19 protein-coding genes are annotated in these 22,282 nt (G+C 57.3%); 10 read left to right on the top strand and 9 right to left on the bottom strand.

Annotated elements, in window-relative coordinates:
• Positions 1–5: 5 nt before the first annotated feature.
• Positions 6–989 (bottom strand): N-acetyl-D-Glu racemase DgcA, encoded by a 984-nt coding sequence (dgcA, locus tag RMR21_RS07525; RefSeq protein ID WP_498670026.1) that lies wholly within the window; start codon positions 987–989, stop codon positions 6–8.
• Between the two features lie 143 nt (positions 990–1,132).
• Here dgcA and RMR21_RS07520 point away from each other — a divergent pair, with 143 nt between their 5' ends.
• Genes RMR21_RS07520 through RMR21_RS07505 form a run of 4 tightly spaced genes read left to right on the top strand, consistent with a single transcriptional unit; the run spans position 1,133 to position 5,146 of the window.
• Positions 1,133–2,293, top strand: coding sequence for an ABC transporter permease (locus RMR21_RS07520; RefSeq protein ID WP_498670025.1), 1,161 nt, complete (start codon positions 1,133–1,135; stop codon positions 2,291–2,293).
• A 9-nt stretch (positions 2,294–2,302) separates the two neighbouring features.
• The gene (locus RMR21_RS07515) at positions 2,303–3,136 is read left to right on the top strand and encodes an ABC transporter ATP-binding protein (RefSeq protein WP_498670024.1); all 834 of its coding nucleotides are present in this window, start codon (positions 2,303–2,305) and stop codon (positions 3,134–3,136) included.
• 2 nt (positions 3,137–3,138) lie between these two features.
• The gene (locus tag RMR21_RS07510; RefSeq protein WP_498670023.1) at positions 3,139–4,509 is read left to right on the top strand and encodes an MlaD family protein; all 1,371 of its coding nucleotides are present in this window, start codon (positions 3,139–3,141) and stop codon (positions 4,507–4,509) included.
• A gap of 19 nt (positions 4,510–4,528) precedes the next feature.
• Positions 4,529–5,146, top strand: a complete 618-nt coding sequence (locus tag RMR21_RS07505; RefSeq protein ID WP_498670022.1) for an ABC-type transport auxiliary lipoprotein family protein — start codon at positions 4,529–4,531, stop codon at positions 5,144–5,146.
• A gap of 68 nt (positions 5,147–5,214) precedes the next feature.
• Here the strand turns inward: RMR21_RS07505 and RMR21_RS07500 are convergent, their stop codons facing one another.
• Complete coding sequence (locus RMR21_RS07500) at positions 5,215–5,652, bottom strand: PACE efflux transporter (protein ID WP_498670021.1); 438 nt, start codon at positions 5,650–5,652, stop codon at positions 5,215–5,217.
• 185 nt (positions 5,653–5,837) lie between these two features.
• On the bottom strand, positions 5,838–12,725 hold the full coding sequence (locus tag RMR21_RS07495) for an apolipoprotein A-IV repeat region-like domain-containing protein (protein WP_498670020.1): 6,888 nt from the start codon (positions 12,723–12,725) through the stop codon (positions 5,838–5,840).
• Between the two features lie 481 nt (positions 12,726–13,206).
• On the opposite strand from RMR21_RS07495, the gene RMR21_RS07490 reads away from it, so the two are divergent.
• A complete protein-coding gene (locus tag RMR21_RS07490; protein WP_498670019.1) occupies positions 13,207–13,575 on the top strand; it encodes an Hpt domain-containing protein in 369 nt (122 codons plus the stop codon).
• A gap of 197 nt (positions 13,576–13,772) precedes the next feature.
• Positions 13,773–14,093 (top strand): 2Fe-2S iron-sulfur cluster-binding protein, encoded by a 321-nt coding sequence (locus RMR21_RS07485; protein WP_498670018.1) that lies wholly within the window; start codon positions 13,773–13,775, stop codon positions 14,091–14,093.
• Positions 14,094–14,424: 331 nt separating this feature from the next.
• On the opposite strand, the gene RMR21_RS07480 is transcribed toward RMR21_RS07485, so the two are convergent.
• Positions 14,425–15,048 (bottom strand): DUF922 domain-containing Zn-dependent protease, encoded by a 624-nt coding sequence (locus RMR21_RS07480; protein ID WP_498670017.1) that lies wholly within the window; start codon positions 15,046–15,048, stop codon positions 14,425–14,427.
• A gap of 205 nt (positions 15,049–15,253) precedes the next feature.
• Between RMR21_RS07480 and folP the strand changes: the two genes are divergently transcribed.
• Genes folP through folK form a run of 3 tightly spaced genes read left to right on the top strand, consistent with a single transcriptional unit; the run spans position 15,254 to position 17,002 of the window.
• Positions 15,254–16,120: a dihydropteroate synthase gene (gene folP / locus RMR21_RS07475; protein ID WP_498670016.1), complete on the top strand. Its 867-nt coding sequence runs from the start codon at positions 15,254–15,256 to the stop codon at positions 16,118–16,120.
• A complete protein-coding gene (gene folB, locus RMR21_RS07470) occupies positions 16,117–16,482 on the top strand; it encodes a dihydroneopterin aldolase (RefSeq protein WP_174153156.1) in 366 nt (121 codons plus the stop codon). Before folP ends, folB begins: the two co-directional genes overlap by 4 nt.
• Positions 16,475–17,002, top strand: coding sequence for a 2-amino-4-hydroxy-6-hydroxymethyldihydropteridine diphosphokinase (gene folK / locus RMR21_RS07465; RefSeq protein WP_498670015.1), 528 nt, complete (start codon positions 16,475–16,477; stop codon positions 17,000–17,002). Before folB ends, folK begins: the two co-directional genes overlap by 8 nt.
• A 14-nt stretch (positions 17,003–17,016) precedes the next feature.
• Here the strand turns inward: folK and RMR21_RS07460 are convergent, their stop codons facing one another.
• From RMR21_RS07460 to RMR21_RS07445, 4 genes are all read right to left on the bottom strand, one after another.
• Complete coding sequence (locus RMR21_RS07460; protein WP_498670014.1) at positions 17,017–17,571, bottom strand: hypothetical protein; 555 nt, start codon at positions 17,569–17,571, stop codon at positions 17,017–17,019.
• Between the two features lie 130 nt (positions 17,572–17,701).
• Entirely contained in the window at positions 17,702–18,775 is a 1,074-nt protein-coding gene (locus tag RMR21_RS07455; protein ID WP_498670013.1) for a TIGR01620 family protein, read from the bottom strand.
• Positions 18,772–20,247, bottom strand: coding sequence for a YcjX family GTP-binding protein (locus RMR21_RS07450; protein ID WP_498670012.1), 1,476 nt, complete (start codon positions 20,245–20,247; stop codon positions 18,772–18,774). Before RMR21_RS07450 ends, RMR21_RS07455 begins: the two co-directional genes overlap by 4 nt.
• Before the next feature lie 102 nt (positions 20,248–20,349).
• Positions 20,350–20,859, bottom strand: coding sequence for a SixA phosphatase family protein (locus RMR21_RS07445; protein ID WP_498670011.1), 510 nt, complete (start codon positions 20,857–20,859; stop codon positions 20,350–20,352).
• 266 nt (positions 20,860–21,125) lie between these two features.
• Here RMR21_RS07445 and dksA point away from each other — a divergent pair, with 266 nt between their 5' ends.
• Positions 21,126–21,545, top strand: coding sequence for an RNA polymerase-binding protein DksA (dksA, locus tag RMR21_RS07440; protein WP_498670010.1), 420 nt, complete (start codon positions 21,126–21,128; stop codon positions 21,543–21,545).
• 91 nt (positions 21,546–21,636) lie between these two features.
• Here the strand turns inward: dksA and RMR21_RS07435 are convergent, their stop codons facing one another.
• Positions 21,637–22,218 (bottom strand): demethoxyubiquinone hydroxylase family protein, encoded by a 582-nt coding sequence (locus RMR21_RS07435; protein WP_498670009.1) that lies wholly within the window; start codon positions 22,216–22,218, stop codon positions 21,637–21,639.
• Positions 22,219–22,282: the final 64 nt, after the last annotated feature.

Here is a 22,282-nt window from a genome sequence, read left to right as displayed (position 1 = left end):
TTCCGTCAGCCCCAGAGTTGCGGCTCTGGGGGATGGACAATCGATTCGTAGTAGACCAATCCGGGGACGTGATCGCGCGCCAGAAGCAATGGGCCATCGAGATCGGCAAAGGCCGTGTCCTGCGCCAGCAACACAGCGGGCGCCATGCCGAGCGATGTACCGAGCATACAGCCCACCATGATGGTATAGCCAAGCCGCTCCGCCTCGCGCTTCATGATCAGTGCTTCGGTCAGGCCACCGGTCTTGTCGAGCTTGATGTTGATGGCGTCGTAACGGTCGCGGAGCGATGCCAGATCGGCTGTGAGATGTACGCTTTCATCTGCGCAGATCGGAACGGGCCTCGATATGCGTGAGAGCATATGGTCCTTGCCGGCGGGCAGCGGCTGCTCGATCAACGCGATGCCCAGTTCTGCCGCGATGGCGAGGTGATGTTCGAGATTGTCGTCCCTCCATCCCTCGTTGGCGTCGATGATGATCGTTGCCTTTGGCGCTGCGGCGCGCACGGCGCGGAGGCGAGCCTCGTCGTCTTCGGTTCCCGTCTTGATCTTCAGCAGGGGGCGATGTGCGTTTTCGGCAGCTTTCGCGGCCATGGTGTCTGCGTCACCGAGCGAAATCGTATAGGCGGTCACGATTGGGCGTGTGGCTCCACGCAATATCGTCCCTGCGACGCTTTTACCCGAAAGCTTTGCCTCTAGGTCCCACAGAGCGCAGTCCACGGCATTGCGCGCCGCACCCGGTTTCATCATGTCTTGTAATGCGTACCTGTCCAGACCGTTTGCCATGGCATCAGCGACTGCACGGATATCTGCCATTACACCCTCGATGGTTTCCCCGTAACGAGCGTAAGGCACACATTCACCGACACCCTTGGCGTCACCGTCATGAATTGTGCAGCGCACGACATGAATCTCGGTTCGGCTGCCGCGCGATATGGTGAAACTTCCGGCAATCGGGAATGTCTCTGCTGTGGCTTCAAGGTAACGACGCATGGAAATTGCCTTAGAGGTGATGAATAAACCTGTAAACAGACGAAAAATCACCCGTTTTCATCCGCAGGGCAGTGGCTTGCTGATCCGGCAGTCGATATGAATCGTTACAGAATCTTTAAGAAGCTGCATTCGCTTGGAGCAAGATGCAAGAACTTCAGACACAACAACAGGCGCAACCCGCGTCCATCTCGGCTGATAACGACGCTGAGGGTGGTAATGCGCGCTATGTTTTGAGTGGCTCCTGGCGCAATGCCAACATTCATCCCGTGCTGGCCGATATCGAGAAAATTGAAAAATCCGAGAAGGGTGGCTCCATCACGATGGACCTTTCCGATATCGAGAATATCGATACGACGGGTGCGTGGCTTTTGCGTCGCATGCGCTCGCGCCTGGAGCAGGCTGGTACGCAGGTCGCATTCGAAGGCAATGAACGGGCTGAGGAGATTATCTCGGCTTTGCCGGATGAAGCGCCACTTCCGCCCAAAGTAACGAACAAAAAAGGTATCGTTGAGCGGATATTCGACCCCATCGGCAAAAACGTCTTGCAGGCAGGTGCCGATTTTCTAGCGGGCATGTATATTCTGGGCTCTGCCGTGCGCGGTGCACAGATGAAGCTTGGGCGGGGGCGCGGCGTTTCGCCCGCAGCCATCGTCAACCAGATCGACCATATGGGCGTGCGCGCCGTGCCCATCATCCTGCTGATGTCGTTTCTGATCGGCGCGATCATTGCGCAGCAGGGCGCGTTTCAGCTGCGTTACTTCGGTGCGGAAGTGTTTGTGGTCGACCTGGTCGGCATCTTGCAGCTTCGTGAAATCGGCGTTTTGCTGACTGCGATCATGATTGCCGGTCGCTCAGGAAGCGCGATCACGGCCGAGATCGGCTCCATGAAAATGCGAGAGGAAATCGACGCGCTGAAGGTCATCGGGCTCAATCCGGTCGGCGTTCTGGTGTTTCCACGCCTCGTTGCCCTGACGATTGCACTGCCGCTTCTAACCATTATCGCCAACTTTGCTGCTCTGTTCGGGGCTGCCGTCGTTTCGTTGCTCTATTCCGGCATCACATTCGAGGTGTTCCTTTCCCGGCTGCATTCTGCGGTGGAAATTTCCACCATCGCATCCGGCATGATCAAGGCACCGTTCATGGCGCTGATCATCGGCATCGTGGCCGCTGTCGAGGGCATGAAGGTTGGCGGAAGCGCGGAGTCGCTCGGCCAGCACGTGACATCGTCCGTGGTGAAGTCCATTTTTGTTGTGATCCTGGTCGATGGCGTGTTTGCCATCTTCTATGCAGCCATCGATTTTTAAGGAGAGGCTGTGCAGGATCAGGCAGTAAAGACAGACAACAGCAAGAAAGAGCGGGAAGTCATTCTCTCGGTTGAGGGCGTGACCGTTGCGTTTGGCGACAAGGTCGTTCTCGATAATCTTGATCTCGACGTCTACCGAGGCGAAATTCTCGGCTTCATCGGCCCGTCTGGTGCCGGTAAGTCCGTTTTGATGCGAGCGGTTCTGCGCCTGCTTCCCCGTCAAGCCGGTACAATAAAAATTCTTGGGACAGATTACGACAAGGCGACGGAAGACGAGCGTATGGGTCTGGACACGCGCCTTGGCGTGCTTTTCCAGCAAGGCGCATTGTTTTCCGGCCTGACTGTAAAAGAGAACATCCAGCTTCCGATGCGCGAATATCTGGACTTGCCACAGGCGCTGATGGACGAGCTAGCCGCGTTGAAAATCGAGATGGTGGGTCTGGCAGCTGATGCCGCTGACAAATATCCGTCCGAGCTGTCTGGTGGTATGATCAAGCGCGCAGCGCTGGCGCGCGCATTGTCGCTCGATCCCGATCTCGTTTTTCTAGACGAGCCGACATCCGGACTTGACCCGATCGGTGCTGCTGAATTCGATATGTTGATTGCGCGGCTGCGCGATTCGTTGGGGTTGACCGTCTACATGGTCACGCACGATCTCGACAGCCTGTTTTCGGTCTGTGATCGCATTGCCGTTCTCGGCGACAAGAAAGTCGCAGTTGAAGGTACACTCGAGGAAATGTTCGAAAGCGACGATCCCTGGGTTCAATCATATTTCCGCGGAAAGCGGGCACGTGCTGTCGTTCTTCCCGATGGCACGCAACACATTCCGGGGAGTGACGGATAGCCATGGAAACAAAGGCAAACTACACCATCGTCGGAATTTTCACGCTGATCATCATCGGGGCTGCATTCGGCTTCGTTTATTGGATGGCAGAGTTTGGACGCGGCGGGCCGACAGCCCAGTTGACGATCCGTATTCCAGGTTCGGCTAATGGTCTGTCCGTCGGATCTCCGGTGCGGTTTAACGGCATTCCGGTTGGTACCGTCCGCGGCCTGTCGATCGACCGTGATGATCCGGCTTATTCGATTGCGTTTACGGAAGTGCAGGCAGACGCGCCGGTGTTTCCATCCACCCGAGCCGTCCTTGAAATTCAGGGGCTGACGGGCGCCGCCTATATTGAGCTCTCCGGTGGTCGCAACAATGAAGAACGGATTTTGCAGAAATCCTTCGACACAGGCGTGCCTGCGGAATTGACGGCTGACCTCTCCAGCGTGACCAATCTTCTGGCGACGGCGGACAAGATTTTGAGACGTGCCGATGGCGCCATTGGCGAGTTGCAGGGCTTTGTACAGGACGCCCGTGGACCCTTGACGCAGACGGTTCGAAACGCTGAGAAATTTTCCAACGCTCTCGCTGCGAACTCCGATGGCATCGAAAACTTTCTGGAGAGCCTGAGTTCACTTTCGACCACCGTCCAGTCTGTTTCCGTGCGTCTGGACAGCACACTGACCGCAGTCGAAGACCTGGTCAAATCCGTGGATTCGCAGAAGATCGATTCGATTCTGACCAACGTCGACAAGGTGACGTCCGATGTAGCGTCTGCCTCCGGTGGTATTCAGGATGTGATGGAAACGGTGCAGCGCACGTCGCGCAACTTCGAGCAGGCAAGTTCCGAGGTCCAGATTGTCGTAAAGCGCGCCGATACATTGTTGGCATCGGTTGATGCGGCAAAGGTTAGCAACGCGGTGGACGATGTTGCCGTGGCGACGGCCGATGTCCGTCAGGCGATTGGCACCTTCCGCCAGATCGCGGACGATGTGGGCACGCGTCGCCCTGATATCGATCAGGCAATTGCCGATTTTACCGATATGTCCCGCAAGCTGAACGCAGCGTCCAGCCGTGTCGATGGCATCCTGGCAAAAGTTGATGGCTTGCTGGGAACCGACGACGCCAATTCGCTTTTCTCCAAGGCGCGTGAGACACTGGCATCCTTCAAGGCGGTTGCCGATAACATCAACATGCGTGTTGGTCCTATCGCAGACAATCTGGCGCGGTTCTCGAGCTCTGGTTTGAAAGATTTCCAGGCGTTGATCGGCAGCACACGCCAGACAGTGGATAATCTGAACAACACGATCACGAATTTCGATCGCGATCCGCAGCGCCTGATATTCGGCGGCGAGAACGTGAAACAGTATGATGGCCGAACACGGCGTTGACGGGGGTATGGATTTGAAAATGTCGTTGATGCATTGGCAGGGGACTATCCCCGCCCGGACCAAAGTCCTCGTCATGGTGCCGTTGCTTGCAGGGCTGCTGGCTGGTTGTGGTGGCAGCGCGAAGAACGACACGTTCGATCTATCGGTCTCATCCACGCCTGTAACGCAGGGAGCGTCGCTGCGCTCCCGCCAGTTGCTGATTGCAGAGCCAACGGCGCTGAAGGCGCTCGATAGCGAGAACATCGTGGTCAGGCTGTCAGGTTCTGAAGTTCAGTATCTGGCCAATTCCCAATGGAGCGACCGCCTGCCGCGCATGGTGCAGTCGAAGCTCGTGGAAGCGTTTGAAGACACAGGCAAGCTGGGTGGCGTCGGACGGCCGGGGCAGGGTCTCGCTATCGACTATCAGGTCGTGACCGACATTCGCGCGTTTGAAGTCGATACGACCAAGAATCTCGCGACGATCGAGATTTCCGTAAAATTGCTGAACGACAAGAACGGCACGGTCAAAGCGCAAGAGGTGTTTCGCTCCAGTGCGCGCGTCAGCGGCTCTGGCAGTGCAAATCTTGTGAAGGCACTGGATAGCGCGTTTGCGTTGTCGTCCCGCGAGATAGTGAGCTGGACGTTGCGCTCTCTTTAACGCAGCCGACAATTTTAAGAAGAAACGTCGCGTATCCTAAGAGATGCGCGGCGTTTTTGTGTTTGGGGTTATTTTGCCGCGTTCTCTGCTTCCCACTCGGCCAGTGGAAACAGTCTGTCGTAGCACCAGTTGAAGATGAAGGCATAGATCACGTAGAACAGAGCGAACGACACGTCCATCACCAACGCATGCATAATACTGATGTTGAGATACCAGGTGATGAAGGGCATGAGGGCCAGCAGCAGACCGAGTTCAAACAGAACGGCATGCGCAACGCGGATTATCGTCGTCTTCTGCGTGGTGCCTCTATAGCGCTGCATGGCGTGGTCGAAGCCGAGATTATAGAGATAGTTCCAAGCCGTGGCGATCGTTGCACTGACGACGCCGACGACACCGATGTCCTCCGCTGGCACGCCGAACACCATCGAGCCCAGGGGAATGATGAGAATGAGGCCGATGATTTCAAAGCTGAGGGCGTGACGGATACGATCGGCGATCGTGCGCATGGGATACTCCAGAAATTTCCGGGCCGTCCCGTGTGCTGTTGCCACAATGGCAGAGGTCGTCCTCGCCCGTCCTATAAAACGTCGGATGGTTTTCTTCAAGCCTTGACGCCTCATGACAAGAAAAAGCCCTCCCGGTTGAACCGGAAGGGCTGGATGATGACTGCGTTTGCTAGGGATGTTCTGACTTAGCTGAAACGTCCGGCCGCGTGAGCGAGCATGGTGTAGACCTTGCCCGTGTCCGAGGTCAGGTAGGATTGCGTAACCGTGCGGTCTCGATCCGTTTTGGCGACGTCTGCGAGAAGCTTTTCGAAGTCGGAAATATAGCGATCCACTGCGGTACGGAATTCCGTTTCGCGCTCGTACTTGCGCTTGATCTCGTCGAATGTCTGCTGGCCCTTCAGCGTGTAGAGACGACGTGTGAAGACGTCCCGTTCACCGCGCTGATAGCGGCCCCAGAGTTCCACGGACGCGTCATGATCGATGGCACGGGCGATATCCACGGACAGCGAATTCAGCGATTCCACCACGTGGCGCGGGTTACGGGTGTCGCTGGCGCGGGTCTGAGGCTCCTGTGGCTGGCGGGGTTCTGGCGCGGCAGGTGCTGCGGCTTCCTGCCCGTCACGCGAAGCACCACGTAGGAGATCACTGATCCAGCCGCCGCCTTCTTCGCGACGCTGCACGGGTGCTGTGAGACCTGCCTGCGGTAGAGCTGTTCTTGTTTCCGCTGGTTGTGCGTTGCGGATAATGGGAGCCGACTGCGTCGGTTGCTGTTGAACGGCGCGAGGCGCGACTGGGGCGATAGGAGCTGAGGGCTGCTCGCGGATCTCGACGCGTGGCTGCTGCGCCTGGACCGCGGCAGGTACAGGTGCAGGTGTAGTCACCGGCGCCGCCTTCGTTGCTGCGATGGCACGGGCTGCCGGCTCGGAGATTTCAAGTTGCTGGGTCGAGCGACCTACGAGCTTGGAGATATCCTGCAATGCCTTGATCTGTTCGGAAACCGCCCGACGCATCGCTGCCGCGCTTTCTTTGGCTTCCTCCGGAAGATCGAATGCACCACGCTTCAGTTCAGCGCGGGTTGAATCCAGCTCCTTGCGGATATCGGCGCTGGAACGGCGGATTTCATCGGTCGCACCGGCAAAACGGGTGACGGCTTCTTCGACTGCTTCACGCAGGGTTTCGCGCAGAACGGTGGCTGCCGCGTTGGACTTGTCGGTGGCGTTGCCGAGAAGTTTGTCGACATCCGCAAGCGACGAGGCAACACCGCCACGCAGTCTGTTGACCAACGCGTCGGAGTATTTCTGCGCGTCTGCCATCGTCCCCTCGATGGAGCGGCTTGCATCCTCACCAGCCGAAAGTAGGGCGCCGCGCATGTTCTGCGCTGCGGTTTCGGCACGCTTTTCCGTCTCGTCGAGCGAACGGCCGATCTCGTTGAAGGATGAACCGAGATTGTTGCGAAGGCTGCCTGCGACATTGGCAGAGCGCTGTTCGACATCGGCGAAGGTCTGTTCGACCATGCCCATCACGCTGCGCATGGACGATTCGATTTCTTCCGAGCGGGTCAGGAGGCCCATTGAAAGCGTCCGCAGGGCTTCCTGGCGTTCTTCCAGGGTTCCGACGAGGGTCGTCTGTGCCGCATTGAGCAATTCGGAGGCCTGCGACAGAACACTGGAGTGTTCCTCGAAGCGACCGACGATGCCCGCGACCTGCGATAGTGTCTGGCCGGAGATGTTCGCCAGACGGTCGATCTTGCCTTCCAGCAAACGGCTGGAGCTGGACACCATGTCGGACGCGCGGGATGCCGATTCCGAGAAGCTTGTCGTCGCCGTGCTGAGCGACTGATCTGCGGCCCTCAACTCCTGCGATGCGCGAACCACAGCGACGTTAAGGTCATCCACCGCACCGGTGACGATATCCGACATGCCGGAATGCGTTTCCGTCAGCATCGTCGTGCTCTTGCGCGTGGCTGCAACCAGCTTTTCAGCGGCGTCGTTACCGGCCTTGGCGTAATCGTCGATTGCCTGCTCCACCAGTTGCGCCATGCCGCTGTTGCTTTCAGCCAGAAGGCTCGCGCTTTGCTGAGCAGCTGTGACGATCTTTTCTGCGGCGTTCTGGCCGACCGTTGCGTATTCGTTGACGATGGGCTTGGCTTTTTCCTCGATGAGGCGGGACAGTTCTGCTGAACGGCTCGCCAGCATGGAGTTGAGCTCACGTGTACGGGTGTCGAGTGTGGCGCGGATGGATTCGCCACGCGCATCGAGCGCGCTTTCGGCATTGGATAGCGTTTCGGACATAGCGCCCACCTGCGAGCGCACGACGGCTTCTGCTTCCGCAACCTTGTTGACGATGGCGTTACCAGCTTCCGAGAAGGTCTGAGCCACGGCTGCAGCCTGGCTGGAAAGACGACCCTGCGCATCCGATATGCGCCCGACAATCTCATCCGAACGCTGTTCAATGGCGCGGGTGAATTCGTCGTTACGCGCTCTGACCTGTTCAGTGAATTCCGCGCCTGTCTTTGCGAGAAGCTCGGTGGAGCGCAGCGCTTCGCTGTCCATGGTCTGGGTCGCATTGACCACGGCGTCCCGCAGGCTGACGGCGAGGCCGGAAGCCTTGCCTTCAATGGTGCGGTTGACGTTGTCGAGACCGATGTTCAGGGCGCGATCCATGGTGCCGAGGCGCTCATCGATCCGCGCTGTACCCGTATCCAGAACTCCGGCGATACGCTGTGTGGCGTCGTCGCTGGTGCGAACGAAATCTGCGGTTTTCCCTTCCAGCGTATCGGAAATCTTGCGGCTTGCGTCTTCGATGGATGCGTTGACGTTACCAAGATTTGTCTGGATGCGATTTTGCAGGCCGTCGATATTGGTTTCCAACCGTGCTCCCGTCTCATCGAGACGCGTGGATACGTTGTTGACGGACTGTTCGACACGCGATGAAAGAGCATCGGCAGCGCTACCGATTTCGCGAGCGGCGTCACCAATCTTGTCGGCGACTGCCCCAGCGCTGTTTCTCAGACGCTCTTCAAGGGTTGCACCGCTCGTATCGATGGTTCGCTGCAAGGCTTCCTGCTGGTTTTCCAGCGACATTTCCAGCATGCTGGCGCTGGACGCAATCGTCGTGCTGAGCGACATCGCCTGTTCCGACAGAAGGTCGCTCATGCGCTCTTGTGCCGAACCCAGGGTTTCAGTGAAGGCCGAATGCTGTTGATCCAGCGTGGTGCGCAGCTGTTCATGTGAGGAAACGAGATTGTTTTCCAGACGCGATACGCCGCTCTCCATCGTCTGGGAGAACCGACCGTGGCCGCCTTCGACTGCCGTTTCGATCCGTGTCGTCGCCGTGTTGACGGTCTCCTCAATCAGGATGCCGTTGCGTTCCACGGTTCTCGTGATCGCATCGGCCTGAACGCCGAGCATGGTGTCGAGGCGAAGATGACCGAGCGCGAGTGCTTCCTCGATCGTGGAGGCTGTGGAGGACAGGCGTTGTTCGGCCCCGGTCACGGATTGCGTTAGGGCAGCCGTGCGGCTGTCAAGCGTTTCCGTGATGCGCTCTTCGGCGCCGGAGATCGCCATGTCGATCGCCATCGAGCGGCTATCGAGGACATCTGCGATACGATCTTCGACGCCGGAGACGACGTTCGCCAGCGCTGCTGTGCGGCTGTCGAGCGCATCGGAGATGCGACCTTCAACGCCGGAAACGGCATTTGTAAGCGCGCTGGTGCGGGTATCGAGTGCTTCTTCGAGGCGCTCCTGCGCGCCTGAAAACGCCATGTCGATGGCCATGGTGCGGCTGTCCAACGTGTCGGCAATCCGTTCTTCTACGCCTGAGACGACGCTGTTGAGAGCGGCAGTGCGGCTATCGAGCGTGTCCGCAATACGATTTTCAACACCGGAAACAACTGTGTTGAGAGCAGCGGTGCGGCTATCAAGGGTTTCAGCGATGCGTTCTTCTGCACCTGAGAATGCCATGTCGATGGCCATGGTGCGGCTGTCGAGAGTTTCGGCAATACGCTCTTCGACACCAGATACGACGCTGTTGAGAGCAGCGGTGCGGCTATCAAGGGTTTCGGCAATGCGTTCTTCTGCACCTGAGAATGCCATGTCGATGGCCATGGTGCGGCTGTCGAGTGTGTCGGCAATACGCTCTTCGACACCGGATACGACACTGTTAAGCGCCGCTGTTCTGCTGTCGAGAGTTTCGGCAATGCGCGTTTCCACACCGCTCACGGCCTGCGTCAGTGATGCCGTGCCGTTAAGAAGCGTATCGGAGATCCGGCTTTCAACGCCTGAAACGACCGTGTTGAGTGCGGCGGTGCGCGTATCCAGGGTTTCGGCAATGCGCTCTTCAGCGCCGGAGAATGCCATGTCGATGGCCATCGTGCGGCTGTCGAGCGTATCTGCAATGCGTTCCTCGACGCCAGACACGATGGTGTTGAGGGCGCTGGTCCGGTTATCGAGGGTTTCAGCAAGGCGCTCCTCGGCACTCGAAAATGCCAGGTCGATCGCCATTGTACGACTATCGAGCGTGTCGGCGATGCGCTCTTCAACACCGGATACGACGTGGTTGAGTGCAGCTGTTCTGCTGTCCAGCGTTTCGGCAATTCGGTCTTCGACGCCAGCAACGGAATGGGCAAGCGCCGCCGTGCCGGTGAGGAGCGTGTCCGAAATCCGGCTTTCGACACCGGAGACGACCGTGTTGAGGGCGGCCGTACGCGCATCCATCGTTTCAGCGATGCGTTCTTCTGCACCGGAGAAGGCCATGTCGATCGCCATCGTGCGGCTATCCAACGCATCGGTCATGCGTTCTTCCGCGCTCGACACCGCGCTCGTCAGGGCAGTCGTGCGGCTGTCCAGTGTTTCTGAGAGACGCTCTTCGGCTGTCGAGAAGGCCATGTCCAAGGCCATGGTTCTGCTATCAAGTGCGTCGGCGATGCGTTCTTCAGCACCGGATACGACGCTGCTGAGGGCAGCGGTGCGGCTGTCGAGTGTGTTGGCGATGCGGTCTTCCACACCGGCGACTGCGTTCTGTATTGCTGCCGTGCGGCTGTCGAGCGTATCCGCCAGACGGTCTTCGACACCGGAGACAGCGCCCGTGATGGCGGCTGCACGGGTTTCGAGTGTTTCGGCAAGTCGACGCTCGACATCTGCGACGATGCTGTTGATTGCAGCTGCGCGCTCATCGAGTAGGGCTGCGAGGTCTTGGGCAGTGCCGGATACCGAGCCGGTAATGGCTTCGGCGCGGGTTGCCAGTGCATCGTCGAAACGGTTCTGGCTATCGGAAAGCGCGCTGATGAGGGCTGTGCTGCGTTCTGCGAGAACGGCATCGATCTTCTCGTGCGTCGTTCCGAACGCTGTGGTGATGTCCGTCGTGCGGGTGCTGATGGCGTCGCTGAGTTCCCGTGTGTGGCTTTCGAGAGAGCTTTCCAGCATCTCCTGACCGGCACCCAGCGTTGTTGCCAAGGCAAAGGATTGGTCGGTAAGGGTCGCGCTCAAGCGCTCGATGCCGGAGTTCAACGTGCCATCGATGGTATCGGTACCACCGGAAACGGTCTCGTTGATACGTGCGAGGCTTTCCATCAACTTGCTGTCGAGGCTGCCGGCACGCTGATCGAAGGCACTTGTGAATTCGGCAACGCGCTCGTCAAAGGCAGAGTTGACGAGACCCACGGTTGTCTGGAGCTTTTCTTCGAACAGGCCCGAACGCAGATCCAGGTCCATAATGGCATCATCCGCGCTGCTTTGCAGATTCTGGCGGAAAGAAAGGCCTTTTTCTTCGAGCGTCGTCGTCAACTGGTCGAGAACGCTATCCAGCGAACCGCCGATGACCTGCTGGCCACGGTCGATATTCTGGGAAATTTCTTGCGTGCGCTTGGACAAGATGTCGTTGAGCAGGCGTGTGCGATCTTCCAGCACCTTGTTCAGGTTTTCCGTGCCGCTGCTGACCGTGGAAGCTTGTGTTGCGAATTGCTCGAGCAACAAACGGCCGCGCTCGTCCAGCGTGGTGCTGAGATCGTGCAGGCGAAGGTCGAATTCGTTGGAGATCGTGGCACCCGACGTGTTGAGTGCCTGAAGAAGATTATCGGTCTTGGCAGCGATGAGGGTGCCCATTGCCTCTGTCGATACGCGGGATTTTTCGAGCAAAGCGGCTGATCGTGTGTCGATCATCGACGCGAAAGCCTCACCGCTGGTGGCGAGGCGCATCGACAGTTCTTCACCGACGATGGACAGTTCTTCCTTGATTTGGTCCTGTGCGCCAATGATGGACGAGCGGATGCGCTCGGCATGATTGATGATGGCATCGCGCTCTGCGCTCAGTTCGTGAACGAGGCTGCGAACACGCAGTTCATTGTCGGCGTAGCTGCGCTCCAGTGCATTCACTTCGGAGTGAACGAGCGTTTCGAGTTCCGTGGCGCGCGCAATGGTGCGCTCGATGCCATCATTCATCGCCGACACTTCACGGCGCACGGCCTGACCGACAGACATGATGCGGTCCGACGCAATGGTTTCCGGCTCTGCAAGGCGCAGGGCCACTTCTGCCATGGAACGGGCAGCGTTACGCAGATCGCGGGCGCGCGCCATCATGATGGCGAAGGCGAAGAACAGCATGATCGGAACGATGATGCCGATGATGATCGCCATCACGCCGGGAATCGCAAAAAGCTGTGCAAGCGATGAGACATTCCAGATCAGGTCGCCATAGATGACATTGGCAAGACCGACGCCTGCAATGGCCCAGAAAGCCGAGAAGATGCTTGCGTTGCGAAGTGCAGCGGTGATGGACCCGGCATCCAGCGATTTCAGGATCATCGCCGGGCTGCGTTTGGAGCCGTCATTGGCAGCTTCGAGAGATGGCGATCTTGGGGCTTGTTCGGGGGCAGGGCGTTGTTGCTGCGGCTCGGCAGGGCGGGCCTTGGATTGGTCGGGCACTCTGGTCTTTTCTGACACTCTGGCCTCCGCAGACTTGGGAGTTGTTCGTTTCCGAGGCTCCGACTGGGTTTCGTACGCGCCGAGCTGCAAGGCATCTTCCAATGCCTGAAACGCAGTCTCGTCGATCGAGTCGCTGATCTTATTGTTCGCCATGCGGTTACGCCTCGTTACATATACGCCCGGCCTCATGCCGTTCATCCGCTCGCCGCCGCTTACGGATTTCCGCCACCATGCCTCAAGACACGATACCTGCCGGTATATAGTGCCTCGTTTCTTACTAAAGTCCTGAGAGCCGATTGCCCGGCTGTCAGATAAGATTACATCGACATGCCGGATTTACAAAACTTGTACGGAAGTCATGCGGCACGCAGTATCGTACTGACACATTTGTGGCTTTGAAACAATTAAAGCGATACCGCAGCTTATGCCAAGCTGCGGTTTGTTAACAGTTTTTAAACCTCGGTAGCAGGTGGAACGCCTTGTTTCCTATAAGTTTAACATAAATTAACCATAGCGAAAGATTTCCACGCGTTCCGTGCCCCAATTTAAGCTCATCGAAGGCCTAGCCTGCTCTAATGCAGGACATACCTGCTTCAAAACAAGAAGCTGTACGCAAATGAGGAATTCTACGACAATGGCAGCGGTGAGTATCGCATTCGAAGCACCGGACAATTCGTTCGGCGCGGCCCCGGTTGGCAGCAAGCCCATCGACTTCATTCATCTTTCACGGCAGACGATGGGCGACAAGGAGCTGGAAATCGAAATCCTTCAACTGTTCACCCGCAATGCTCGCACCTTGCTGCACGAACTCTCCACTGCAAACGACAACCAGATGAAGTTGATCGCGCACCGGCTCAAGGGTTCGGCAGATGCGGTCGGTGCCTTCAAGGTGTCTGCCATGGCTGAGGCCGTCGAGAACGGCAACCGCGACAGTGCCGCGCTGGCGAAGGTCGCTGCGTCGGTCATCGAGGCCGAAAACTTCATCCTCAAGCTCTGCCGCTGATTCTCGTTTTTCGATGGTCGGTTTCAAGGCCGGTTCTGCTTGCAATCTCGCAATGGGTTGCCAAGCGGACCCGGCCTTTCTATTTGTCTGAGGTGGCGTCTCTTAAATTCACCTGTTTGGCTTGAATAAGACCGGACGGGTGACATTAACAGAAGCGACACCTCTACATCTCAAACCATCATTTTTGGATTTCCGACATGACCAAACTGACCATCGTTGCCTTTGACGGCACGCAGCAAGATTTCGATGTGAGCAACGGCTCTACCGTGATGGAAAATGCCGTTCGCAATTCCGTTCCGGGTATCGATGCGGAATGTGGTGGTGCGTGCGCCTGTGCCACCTGTCATGTCTATGTCGATGACGCCTGGGGCGAACGCGTCGGCCCGCCGGAGCCGATGGAAGAGGACATGCTGGATTTCGCATTCGACGTGCGTCCTACGTCCCGTCTGTCCTGTCAGATCAAGATGACTGACGCGCTGGATGGGTTGGTCGTGCACGTTCCTGAACGTCAGGGCTGAGCCAAGCATCTGTGTTTTGCACGCAGTCACAAAAAGCCTCGCTCTCCGTTTCGCGGGATAGCGAGGCGAGGTGGGTACGTCGCCATCGGGCAGGGAGAAAAAGCCCAGAGTTGGAGACGCGCCGGGAGGAGGTGAGATAACAAACGCTCGGTGATTTAGTCTTAAATTCTATTCAAAATTGAATATACGAAGATGGCGTATCAGGCCACCGCAAGAATTCATTGATTATTATCCGGCTGCATATCGATTTTTTAAAATTCACGGTTGTTTTAAGGCTTTAGGAAAGTCACCTAACTTCCGAATACAGTTCCGTATTTGATCGCTACCATCCTCACTTCGGGGCGCCTTGCTGAATCCGGTGCTTCAGCAAGCGGGTCATGCGCGCATCGAAGTTTTTCGATTCGACCATATCGAAACGCAACTGATCCTTGTCGTGCGCCGACATGACCTCCTGAGTCGTTTTCGTGACGAGCGCCTGCATCTCTTCGCAATTGTCCTGCGGGCGAAGTGATTGAAGGCGTTTGTCGAGGGTTCGAGCATAATTGCGGGCGATTTCGGCATGACGCTCTTCGTGCCGTTTGATATCGGCAGACAACGTATCCCATATGAGCGCCAGATCAGCCGTCGTGCGACGCCGGTTGGTCCAGCGTGGCAACAGAATTTTGGTGTGGAGTTTGACCTCGACAGTGCCAACGCCGCATTTTGTATTCTTTTCGACATAGCTGATTTCGCCACCGAATTTGATTTCCGTGGCACCGGGGTGGCGTGCGCCGGTGGCTTTCGTCATCGGACCTCTATGCGATAATTCGCGGTCGAGATCTTCAGCGGTTTTGCCACCGATGCTGAAATAGGAGAAGGATTTGGTCATCAACGCTTCTGCTCCGGCCGACTGCGGAAGTGTCAGGAGCATCGTTGAGGAAAGAATGGCGCAAACTGCGCGGTAGGTAAGCGTCATTGACCGGCCTTCCGGTTGAACTTGGCAGATGATTGCTGCATAGAGCGGCCAGCGTGCTGGGGCGTGAACGACCTGCGCTCCGGCGCGTCGAGCCTGCGCGTCTTAATTTTCGAAATCCGATTTGGGTTTCGCGTGCAATGCTGTAGGCGGAGTGAAGCGATATGAATGGTGGGCACTCCGTTGTTCCCGAAAGGCATTACGTTCCGTGATAACAGCCAGTGACAATGTGTGGCAAGTCGCGCATGGGCGCTCCCTGAAACTTGATGGGGATGGCCTCATTATGGCTATCGTCAACGCGACACCGGATTCGTTTTCGGATGGCGGGCGATATCTCGACACCGAGCGTGCGGTGTCCCACGCACTTTCATGCGTCGACGATGGCGCAGCCATCATCGACATCGGTGGCGAATCGACACGTCCAGGTGCGGCGATCGTGACGGTGCAAGAGGAGCAGGATCGCGTTCTCCCGATCATCGAGGCACTTGCGAAACGAACGGATGCGTTGATTTCAGTCGATACTTATCGCTCGGGAACGGCCAATTTGGCGGTGGAGGCGGGCGCGCACATCGTCAATGACGTCTTCGGTCTCCAAAAAGATCATGATATGGCAGCGGTTATCGGACGTTCAGGCGCCGGTGTTTGCATCATGCATACAGGGCGAGATCGCCAAAAACTGCCCGATGTCATTGCCGACCAGCTGGCGTTTCTCAACCGCTCGCTCGATATTGCAGCCATCGCCGGCATTTCGCGTGAAGCAATCGTGCTGGATCCCGGATTTGGCTTTGCCAAGGACACGGCTGAAAATATTGCGCTCATGTCGCGTTTCGATGAGCTTGCCGCATTTGGTCTGCCTATTCTGGCAGGTACGTCGCGCAAACGGTTTATCGGTGCTCTCACGGGTCGGGATGTAGCCCAAGACAGAGACGTGGGTACGGCCGCGACCACGTCCATTCTGCGGTTGGCAGGTGCCTGTGTTTTCCGCGTCCATAATGTTGCGATGACACGCGACGCACTGAAAATTGCAGATGCCATTCTGATGCATAAAAAACAACACGGGGAGGGGCGAGAATGAGCCTTTATACGATACTTTTGAAGAACTGTTCGTTTTTCGCCCGCCATGGTCTGCTCGAGCAAGAGGAAACGCTGGGTCAGCGTTTTTTTGTGGATGCGGAGATGGAGGTCGAAGCCGGAAACGCGCTGGAGACCGACGATATTCAAAATACCGTCGATTACGGTGTGGCCTTTGCCGTCATCGAAAAGATCGTTGCCGGTCAGAGACGGTATCTGATCGAGGCTCTGGCCAATGATATCGCCAAAGCGTTGCGCAGCCGCTATCCGCAGATCGTGAGAGTGAAAGTCACCGTTCGCAAGCCGTCCGCACCCGTCCCCGGCATCCTCGATTATGCGCAAGTGAGCGTAGAGCAGCATGGCTGACACCACAGTGATGGCAACGCTCGGTCTGGGCGGAAACCTGGGTGATCCGCCGTCCGCAATGGCGCAGGCGCTTGATGTCCTTTCGCGTCATGAACACTGCCGGTTGTTGGCCGTCTCCCGCCTTTACAGTACTCCGCCCTGGGGAAAGACAGACCAGGCAGATTTCTTCAACTGCTGTGCCTTGATCGAGACGTCGCTGCTGCCGGAGGCGCTGCTGGACCTATGCCTTGAGATCGAGCGCGGAATGAAGCGGGTGCGCGACGAGCGCTGGGGTCCGAGAACCATCGATATCGATGTGCTGACCTACGGCGATGCCGAAGTGGCCACCGAGCGTGTCGAAATTCCGCATCCTCGAATGACAGAGCGGGCGTTCGTCTTGAAACCGCTGTGCGATATAGCACCTGATCTTTTCGTCAACGGTCGGAAGGTCAATCAGTGGCTGGATGATGCCGATATGTCTGGCATCAAGATCGCAAACGAAAAACGGGAGTGGTGGGCACTCCCGTCTTCGTCTGTTTGAACCATTGGTCCAGCTTACTGCTTGATGGAGCCCACTGGCATCTGATCGATATTGCGTGCCAGGGTCAGCCCGATCACGGGCACCATCTGGTCTGCGACCTTGACGGAAATCGTGATGTTCATGGATGTGTTGTTGGTGACGCGGGCAACCATGGCACCGTTCAGTTTGGCGCGGTTGATGCCGACGACAACCTTGTCGCCGCTGACCTGACCCGAAACGATATCGAGACCCTTGCCTTCGGAGCCATCCAGGAACTTGCCTTCGTAGCTGTTGCCCTTCTTGGCAATGATGGCGGACATCGGCTGCTTGAAGACGCCGACGCGGCATGTGCCGCCCAGCTTGATGCCGGTTTCCTTGTCGCCGATCGGCTCGCCGGTCAGGTCGCAGGTGAATTTCGTGCCCTTGTATTTACCCGCGACGATTTCGCCGGGACCGGACCATGCTCCGGCAACGGAGCCGAAGAATACGTCATCGCGTGAAGCGGCCTGAACCTCAGAGACGGCAAGTCCGCCACTGACGGTCATTACGGCGGCAAGTCCGCCCAGTAGCGAAAAGAAGCGCGAATACATGATACTTTCCTTGGCGAATTGGCCGCTGCGTGTGAGTATCAATTTATGTCGCGAATGGTTAATGCTTGGTTTAATTCCCGGCAATTAGGCGCTGAGACCGTAACCTTTCGCGAAGTCACGGCCTTATAGATCAGGGCTTTTCGATATTTTTAGCGCCTCTGAAATCAGGTGTCAGATCCGAGACGAAGTCACCGATTCCGGGGCGCTTCAACGCCTTGAAAGGAAGTGGGCGGCATAGATCCATGGCAGCGATGCCGATTCGTGCGGTCATCAATCCGTTGATCACGCCTTCTCCCAGCCGCGCCGACAACCGGGAAGCGAGGCCGTGTCCCAGCACCTGTTGGGCGATGCCGTCACCGACCGCAATCGAGCCAGTGACGGCAAGATGTGCGATGACGTCGCGCAACAGCCGAAGCATGCCGAGCGTGCCAGGACGACCGCCGTAAAGCTCTGCCATGGTCCGCACAAGTCGCGTTACTTCGAAGAGCACATAGGCGAGATCCACCACCGCACGTGGGCTGACCGCCGTAACCACGGACACGCGCTTGGACGAATTCAGAATCAGCGCACGCGCCTGCCGGTCGAGCGGGGCCAACAGTTCGCGTTCGGCAAGGTCGATCAAATGGGGGCCGTCGATCACGTCGTTTTCGGTGTCCTTCAGCGCTGCACGGCCTCTTGCTGTTTCAGCGCGGTGGGACAGAACGGCATTCAGCCTGACGATGACGGCGCGGGCAGCTGACGGTTTCTTCTCCAGCGCAGCCTTTCCCGCATCCAGCTTCAGAGACTGGACGGCGTTCAGGCGCATAATGCCCATGGCTTCTCGGGCGATGAGAACGAGACCCGCGAAGATGGCGAGGGCAAGTGCCACAGTCGCGGTATAGCCCAGCCAGTCGGACCGCGAAAACAGGTCCCGGATGAGTTGATCCGCCCAGACCCAGAACGCCAGTGACAGAAGAACACCCAATGCACTCAGGGCAAGTTTGCCGAATGAGAAACGGTGTCTACGCGGTGTTGCGACAGGTAGAGCCGAAGCGTCGATATCCTCAGGCGCGATAAACGGGTCTTCTTCGTCCGGCGTCATCGAAATGTCGGCATCAAAACTGCGCGGCGCACGCTTCGCTTCAAATGTGCGCTCTGCCGTCGGTTCGTTCTCCAGCGTAAACGATGCTGGTCTGCGACCGTGCTGTGTGGTGTCGTCTTTCATGCGAGTTTATCTCCAAACAGGAACTGCATGGCGCGATCAAGCCTGATATGCGGGACGGAAAGTTTGATGCCACCAGTGCTTTCTTCCAACTTGGGTGGACGAAAGCGCACCACATTCACGTCGGGTAGATTGGCTGCTTCGCCTTCGGCATCAAGCGCGCGAAAAAGCGGTTCCGGGTCCTCTGGAAGGTCACCAGGAAAAATTGCCGTGGTACGATTTCCATCGAAGACTTCGCCGTTGATCTTCTCGCCTGCCATTGGTGTTCCAACGATGACAGGCAGCGACTGGCCGTCCTGACGCACGCTGGCCTCCTTTGTGGCGCGAACCGACGCCAGTGCCATGACTTCGATGCCCGCGCCGCTCATGCCGATGCTGGTGATCGCGCGATCCACCAGGCGGCGGGTCAGATTTTCCAGTCGGTCATGGCTTTCGTGGTGCAGATGATCCGCCTTGGTCGCGGCGACGAGAACCTTGTCGATGCGTCGGCCGATGAGTGACGAGAGAAGGCTGTTCTTTCCAGGTCTGAAACAGGCAAGCACGTCGCCGAGCGCTCGTTCCAGATCCTGCACGGCTTCCGGTCCGCGATTAACGGCCTGTAGGGCATCGATGAGAACGATCTGGCGGTCCAGGCGGGCGAAATGCTCGCGGAAGAACGGTTTGACCACGATGGACTTATACGCTTCGTAGCGCCGCTCCATCATGGCCCGCAAAGAACCCTTCGGCGCTTTTTCGTCCGTCAGGCCGGGGAGCGGAGAGAAGGTGAGGGCAGGCGAGCCCTCCAGATCGCCCGGCATCAGGAACCGCCCGGGCGGCAATGTCGAAAGCGAACGTTCATCGGATTTGCAGACACGAAGATAGGCCGCAAAGCTTTCCGCCAGCCGCCGCGCCGTCATCTCGTCGGCAGGCGCGTTGATATCAAGGGAATTGGCGATCGCCAGCCAGTCGCGCGCAAGTTCGGCGCGGACTCCACCGGACGCAAGTGCAACCGTCGTATCGCTGAAACTCTTGTAATCCTGATTCAGAAGCGGAAGGTCGAGCAACCATTCGCCGGGATAATCGACGATATCGATGGCGAGTTTTCCCGATGAGAACCATCGGCCCCAGCCGCTCGCGCTCTGATATTCCAGCGTGATGCGTAATTCGGAGATGGCGCGGGTGGAATCGGGCCAGATACGATCGCGCACCAGGGCTTGAATGTGATCTTCGTACTGGAAGCGCGGAATGGCATCGTCAGGCTGGGGTTCGAGCTGCACATTCGAGACGCGTCCCGAGCGGATCGCCTCGAACAGGGGCAATCGACCGCCGTTCAGAAGGTTATGAACCAGAGACGAGATAAAAACGGTTTTGCCAGCACGCGAAAGGCCCGTCACGCCCAATCGCAAAGTCGGGTTGGTCAATGCGCTCGCACGATCGGCTAGATTGTCAATTGCGATCAGGGCGCTATCGGTGACGGAGGTGAAGGATGGCGGCAATGAACGTTTCCCACTAAATATTTCGTCTTCTCAAAATATATAGGTCGGCGGCTTGCCCAAAAAAGAAGCGCCTCAGGAAAGTTTTGCGAGCGCAGTTGTCGGTCAGGGCGTCAGGAATTCACGCATCTGCCATTTCGCCAAGTCGGAAGCATCCCCATTTATCGCATCGAGTACGGCAAAGCCTGCCGTCGGGAAGCCATTGGGGATGGCGTCGTCCATCTGTTGCTTGCCAAGCACAGCCTCGGCGACCGACTCGATCGTTGGGTTATGGCCAACCAGCATGACGGATTTCGCCGATGTCTGCGCCGAAATCAGCGCGAGGTAGATCTCCGCCTGGGCGTTGTACATTTCATCGACATAGGCGATTTCAAAGGCGTCGTTGAACGCCCGCCTGACGGCTTGCGCAGTTTCCCGGCAGCGTGCAGCCGTGGAGCTGAGGATCACATCTGGTCTGTAGCCTTTTGTCGCTATGCGTTCGCTGATCAGTTCAGCCTCAGCATAGCCCTTGCTGTCGAGCCGCCTGTCGAAATCGTGCTCGCCGGGACTGGCCCAGGCGGCGTGCGCGTGACGTAGCAGATAGAGCCTGAAGGGCGGCGATTGAAGCACTGGCATGTCTGGACATCCTACTAGGCTTTAAACATCAGTCGCAGCCTTACATGAATAAATCCGTGCCTCGCAAGTGGCGTCCGGTATAGGCAAGTTCCGATTACGTGATTGAAGAAATAATCCGTGTTCGACGAATAAAGCTTAAAAAATAACCGTTTAGCTGAATTTTATGACAGATTTAAAAATGCCTGAAAACTGTTCTGAGCACTTGAACGGCTATACGGCATTGGAGTATACCCGCGCAATATGAGATGTTCTTCGAGGAGAATCGCGTGAGTGAGAAGATCGATCTTAGCAGATATGTGCTTTCTGAAAACGATGAGTTCATGAATGCCAACCAGAAGGCCTATTTCAGGTCCAAGCTGATTGGCTGGAGGAATGACATCCTGAGAGAAGCGCGGGAGACCTTGGGTCATCTCGCAGAAGAGAGCGCCAACCATCCCGACTTGGCGGACAGGGCATCGTCTGAAACAGACCGGGCGATTGAACTTCGCGCCCGTGATCGCCAGAGAAAGCTGATTTCCAAAATAGACGCTGCTCTTCAGCGCATCGATGATGGAACCTACGGCTATTGTGAGGAAACAGGCGAGCCGATCGGTATCAAGAGATTGGATGCACGTCCCATCGCTACGCTTTCAATCGAAGCGCAAGAGCGCCACGAGCGCCGCGAAAAGGTTTATCGCGACGAGTAAGCCGCCTCTTCAGGCCAGTGATATTTGACAGGGCCGTTTCCAAGCGAAACGGCCTTTTCGTTTCAACCTTTTGCTGCCGACGTTTCCCACATTACTCAGGCGCGGCATCGCGCGCCATTTCGGCGCGCATCCAGCTGGAATCGCCCCACGTGGAAAGCCAGATCATCAGATCGGTTAGGCCGCCGATGATCGGCAGCATAACTTTGCGCATCGTACCACGGCGTTTCTGACTGTTTTCGGCCTCTGTCAAATGGGCCAATTCCCGCTCCTGGATAGACAGGATCAGTGAATGCAGGTCGGGATCGCGTTTTCGAAGATATCGCAGTTGCTTCTCAAGGTGCCGATGAACGGTACTCTCCACCGCTTCAGTGCAGATCCACACGGTGTTGCGTCCACACAAAGCCGTCAGGAAACCGAGAACAAAACCGCCCAAGCTCCACAATGCCATGATCCGGCAGGGCCTTGCGTCTCGTGCAGGCATAGCGTCACGGAACAACCGGCAGTGATCGATCTCATCGTCGCGCATCTCTTCGAGTTTCGAAACGATATCCGGGAACAACCAGCGGGCGATGAAAATCTGCGCGCCGTAAATCCTGATGGCACCGAACTCGCCAGCGTGGTTCACCTTTAAAATTCGGCGCACGGTCAACGCGGGATCGCGGGAATCGGTCACATCAAATCCATTTAGCACAGGTGAATGCTTCGGTTATAGCGCAACCTTAAAGAGTGTATTCTGG

It is taken from the genome of Agrobacterium sp. rho-8.1 (genome assembly GCF_033957725.1).
Lineage (GTDB): Bacteria > Pseudomonadota > Alphaproteobacteria > Rhizobiales > Rhizobiaceae > Agrobacterium.
Note: the sequence above shows the minus strand (reverse complement) of the source record. Positions and strands in the feature narration are given on the sequence as shown.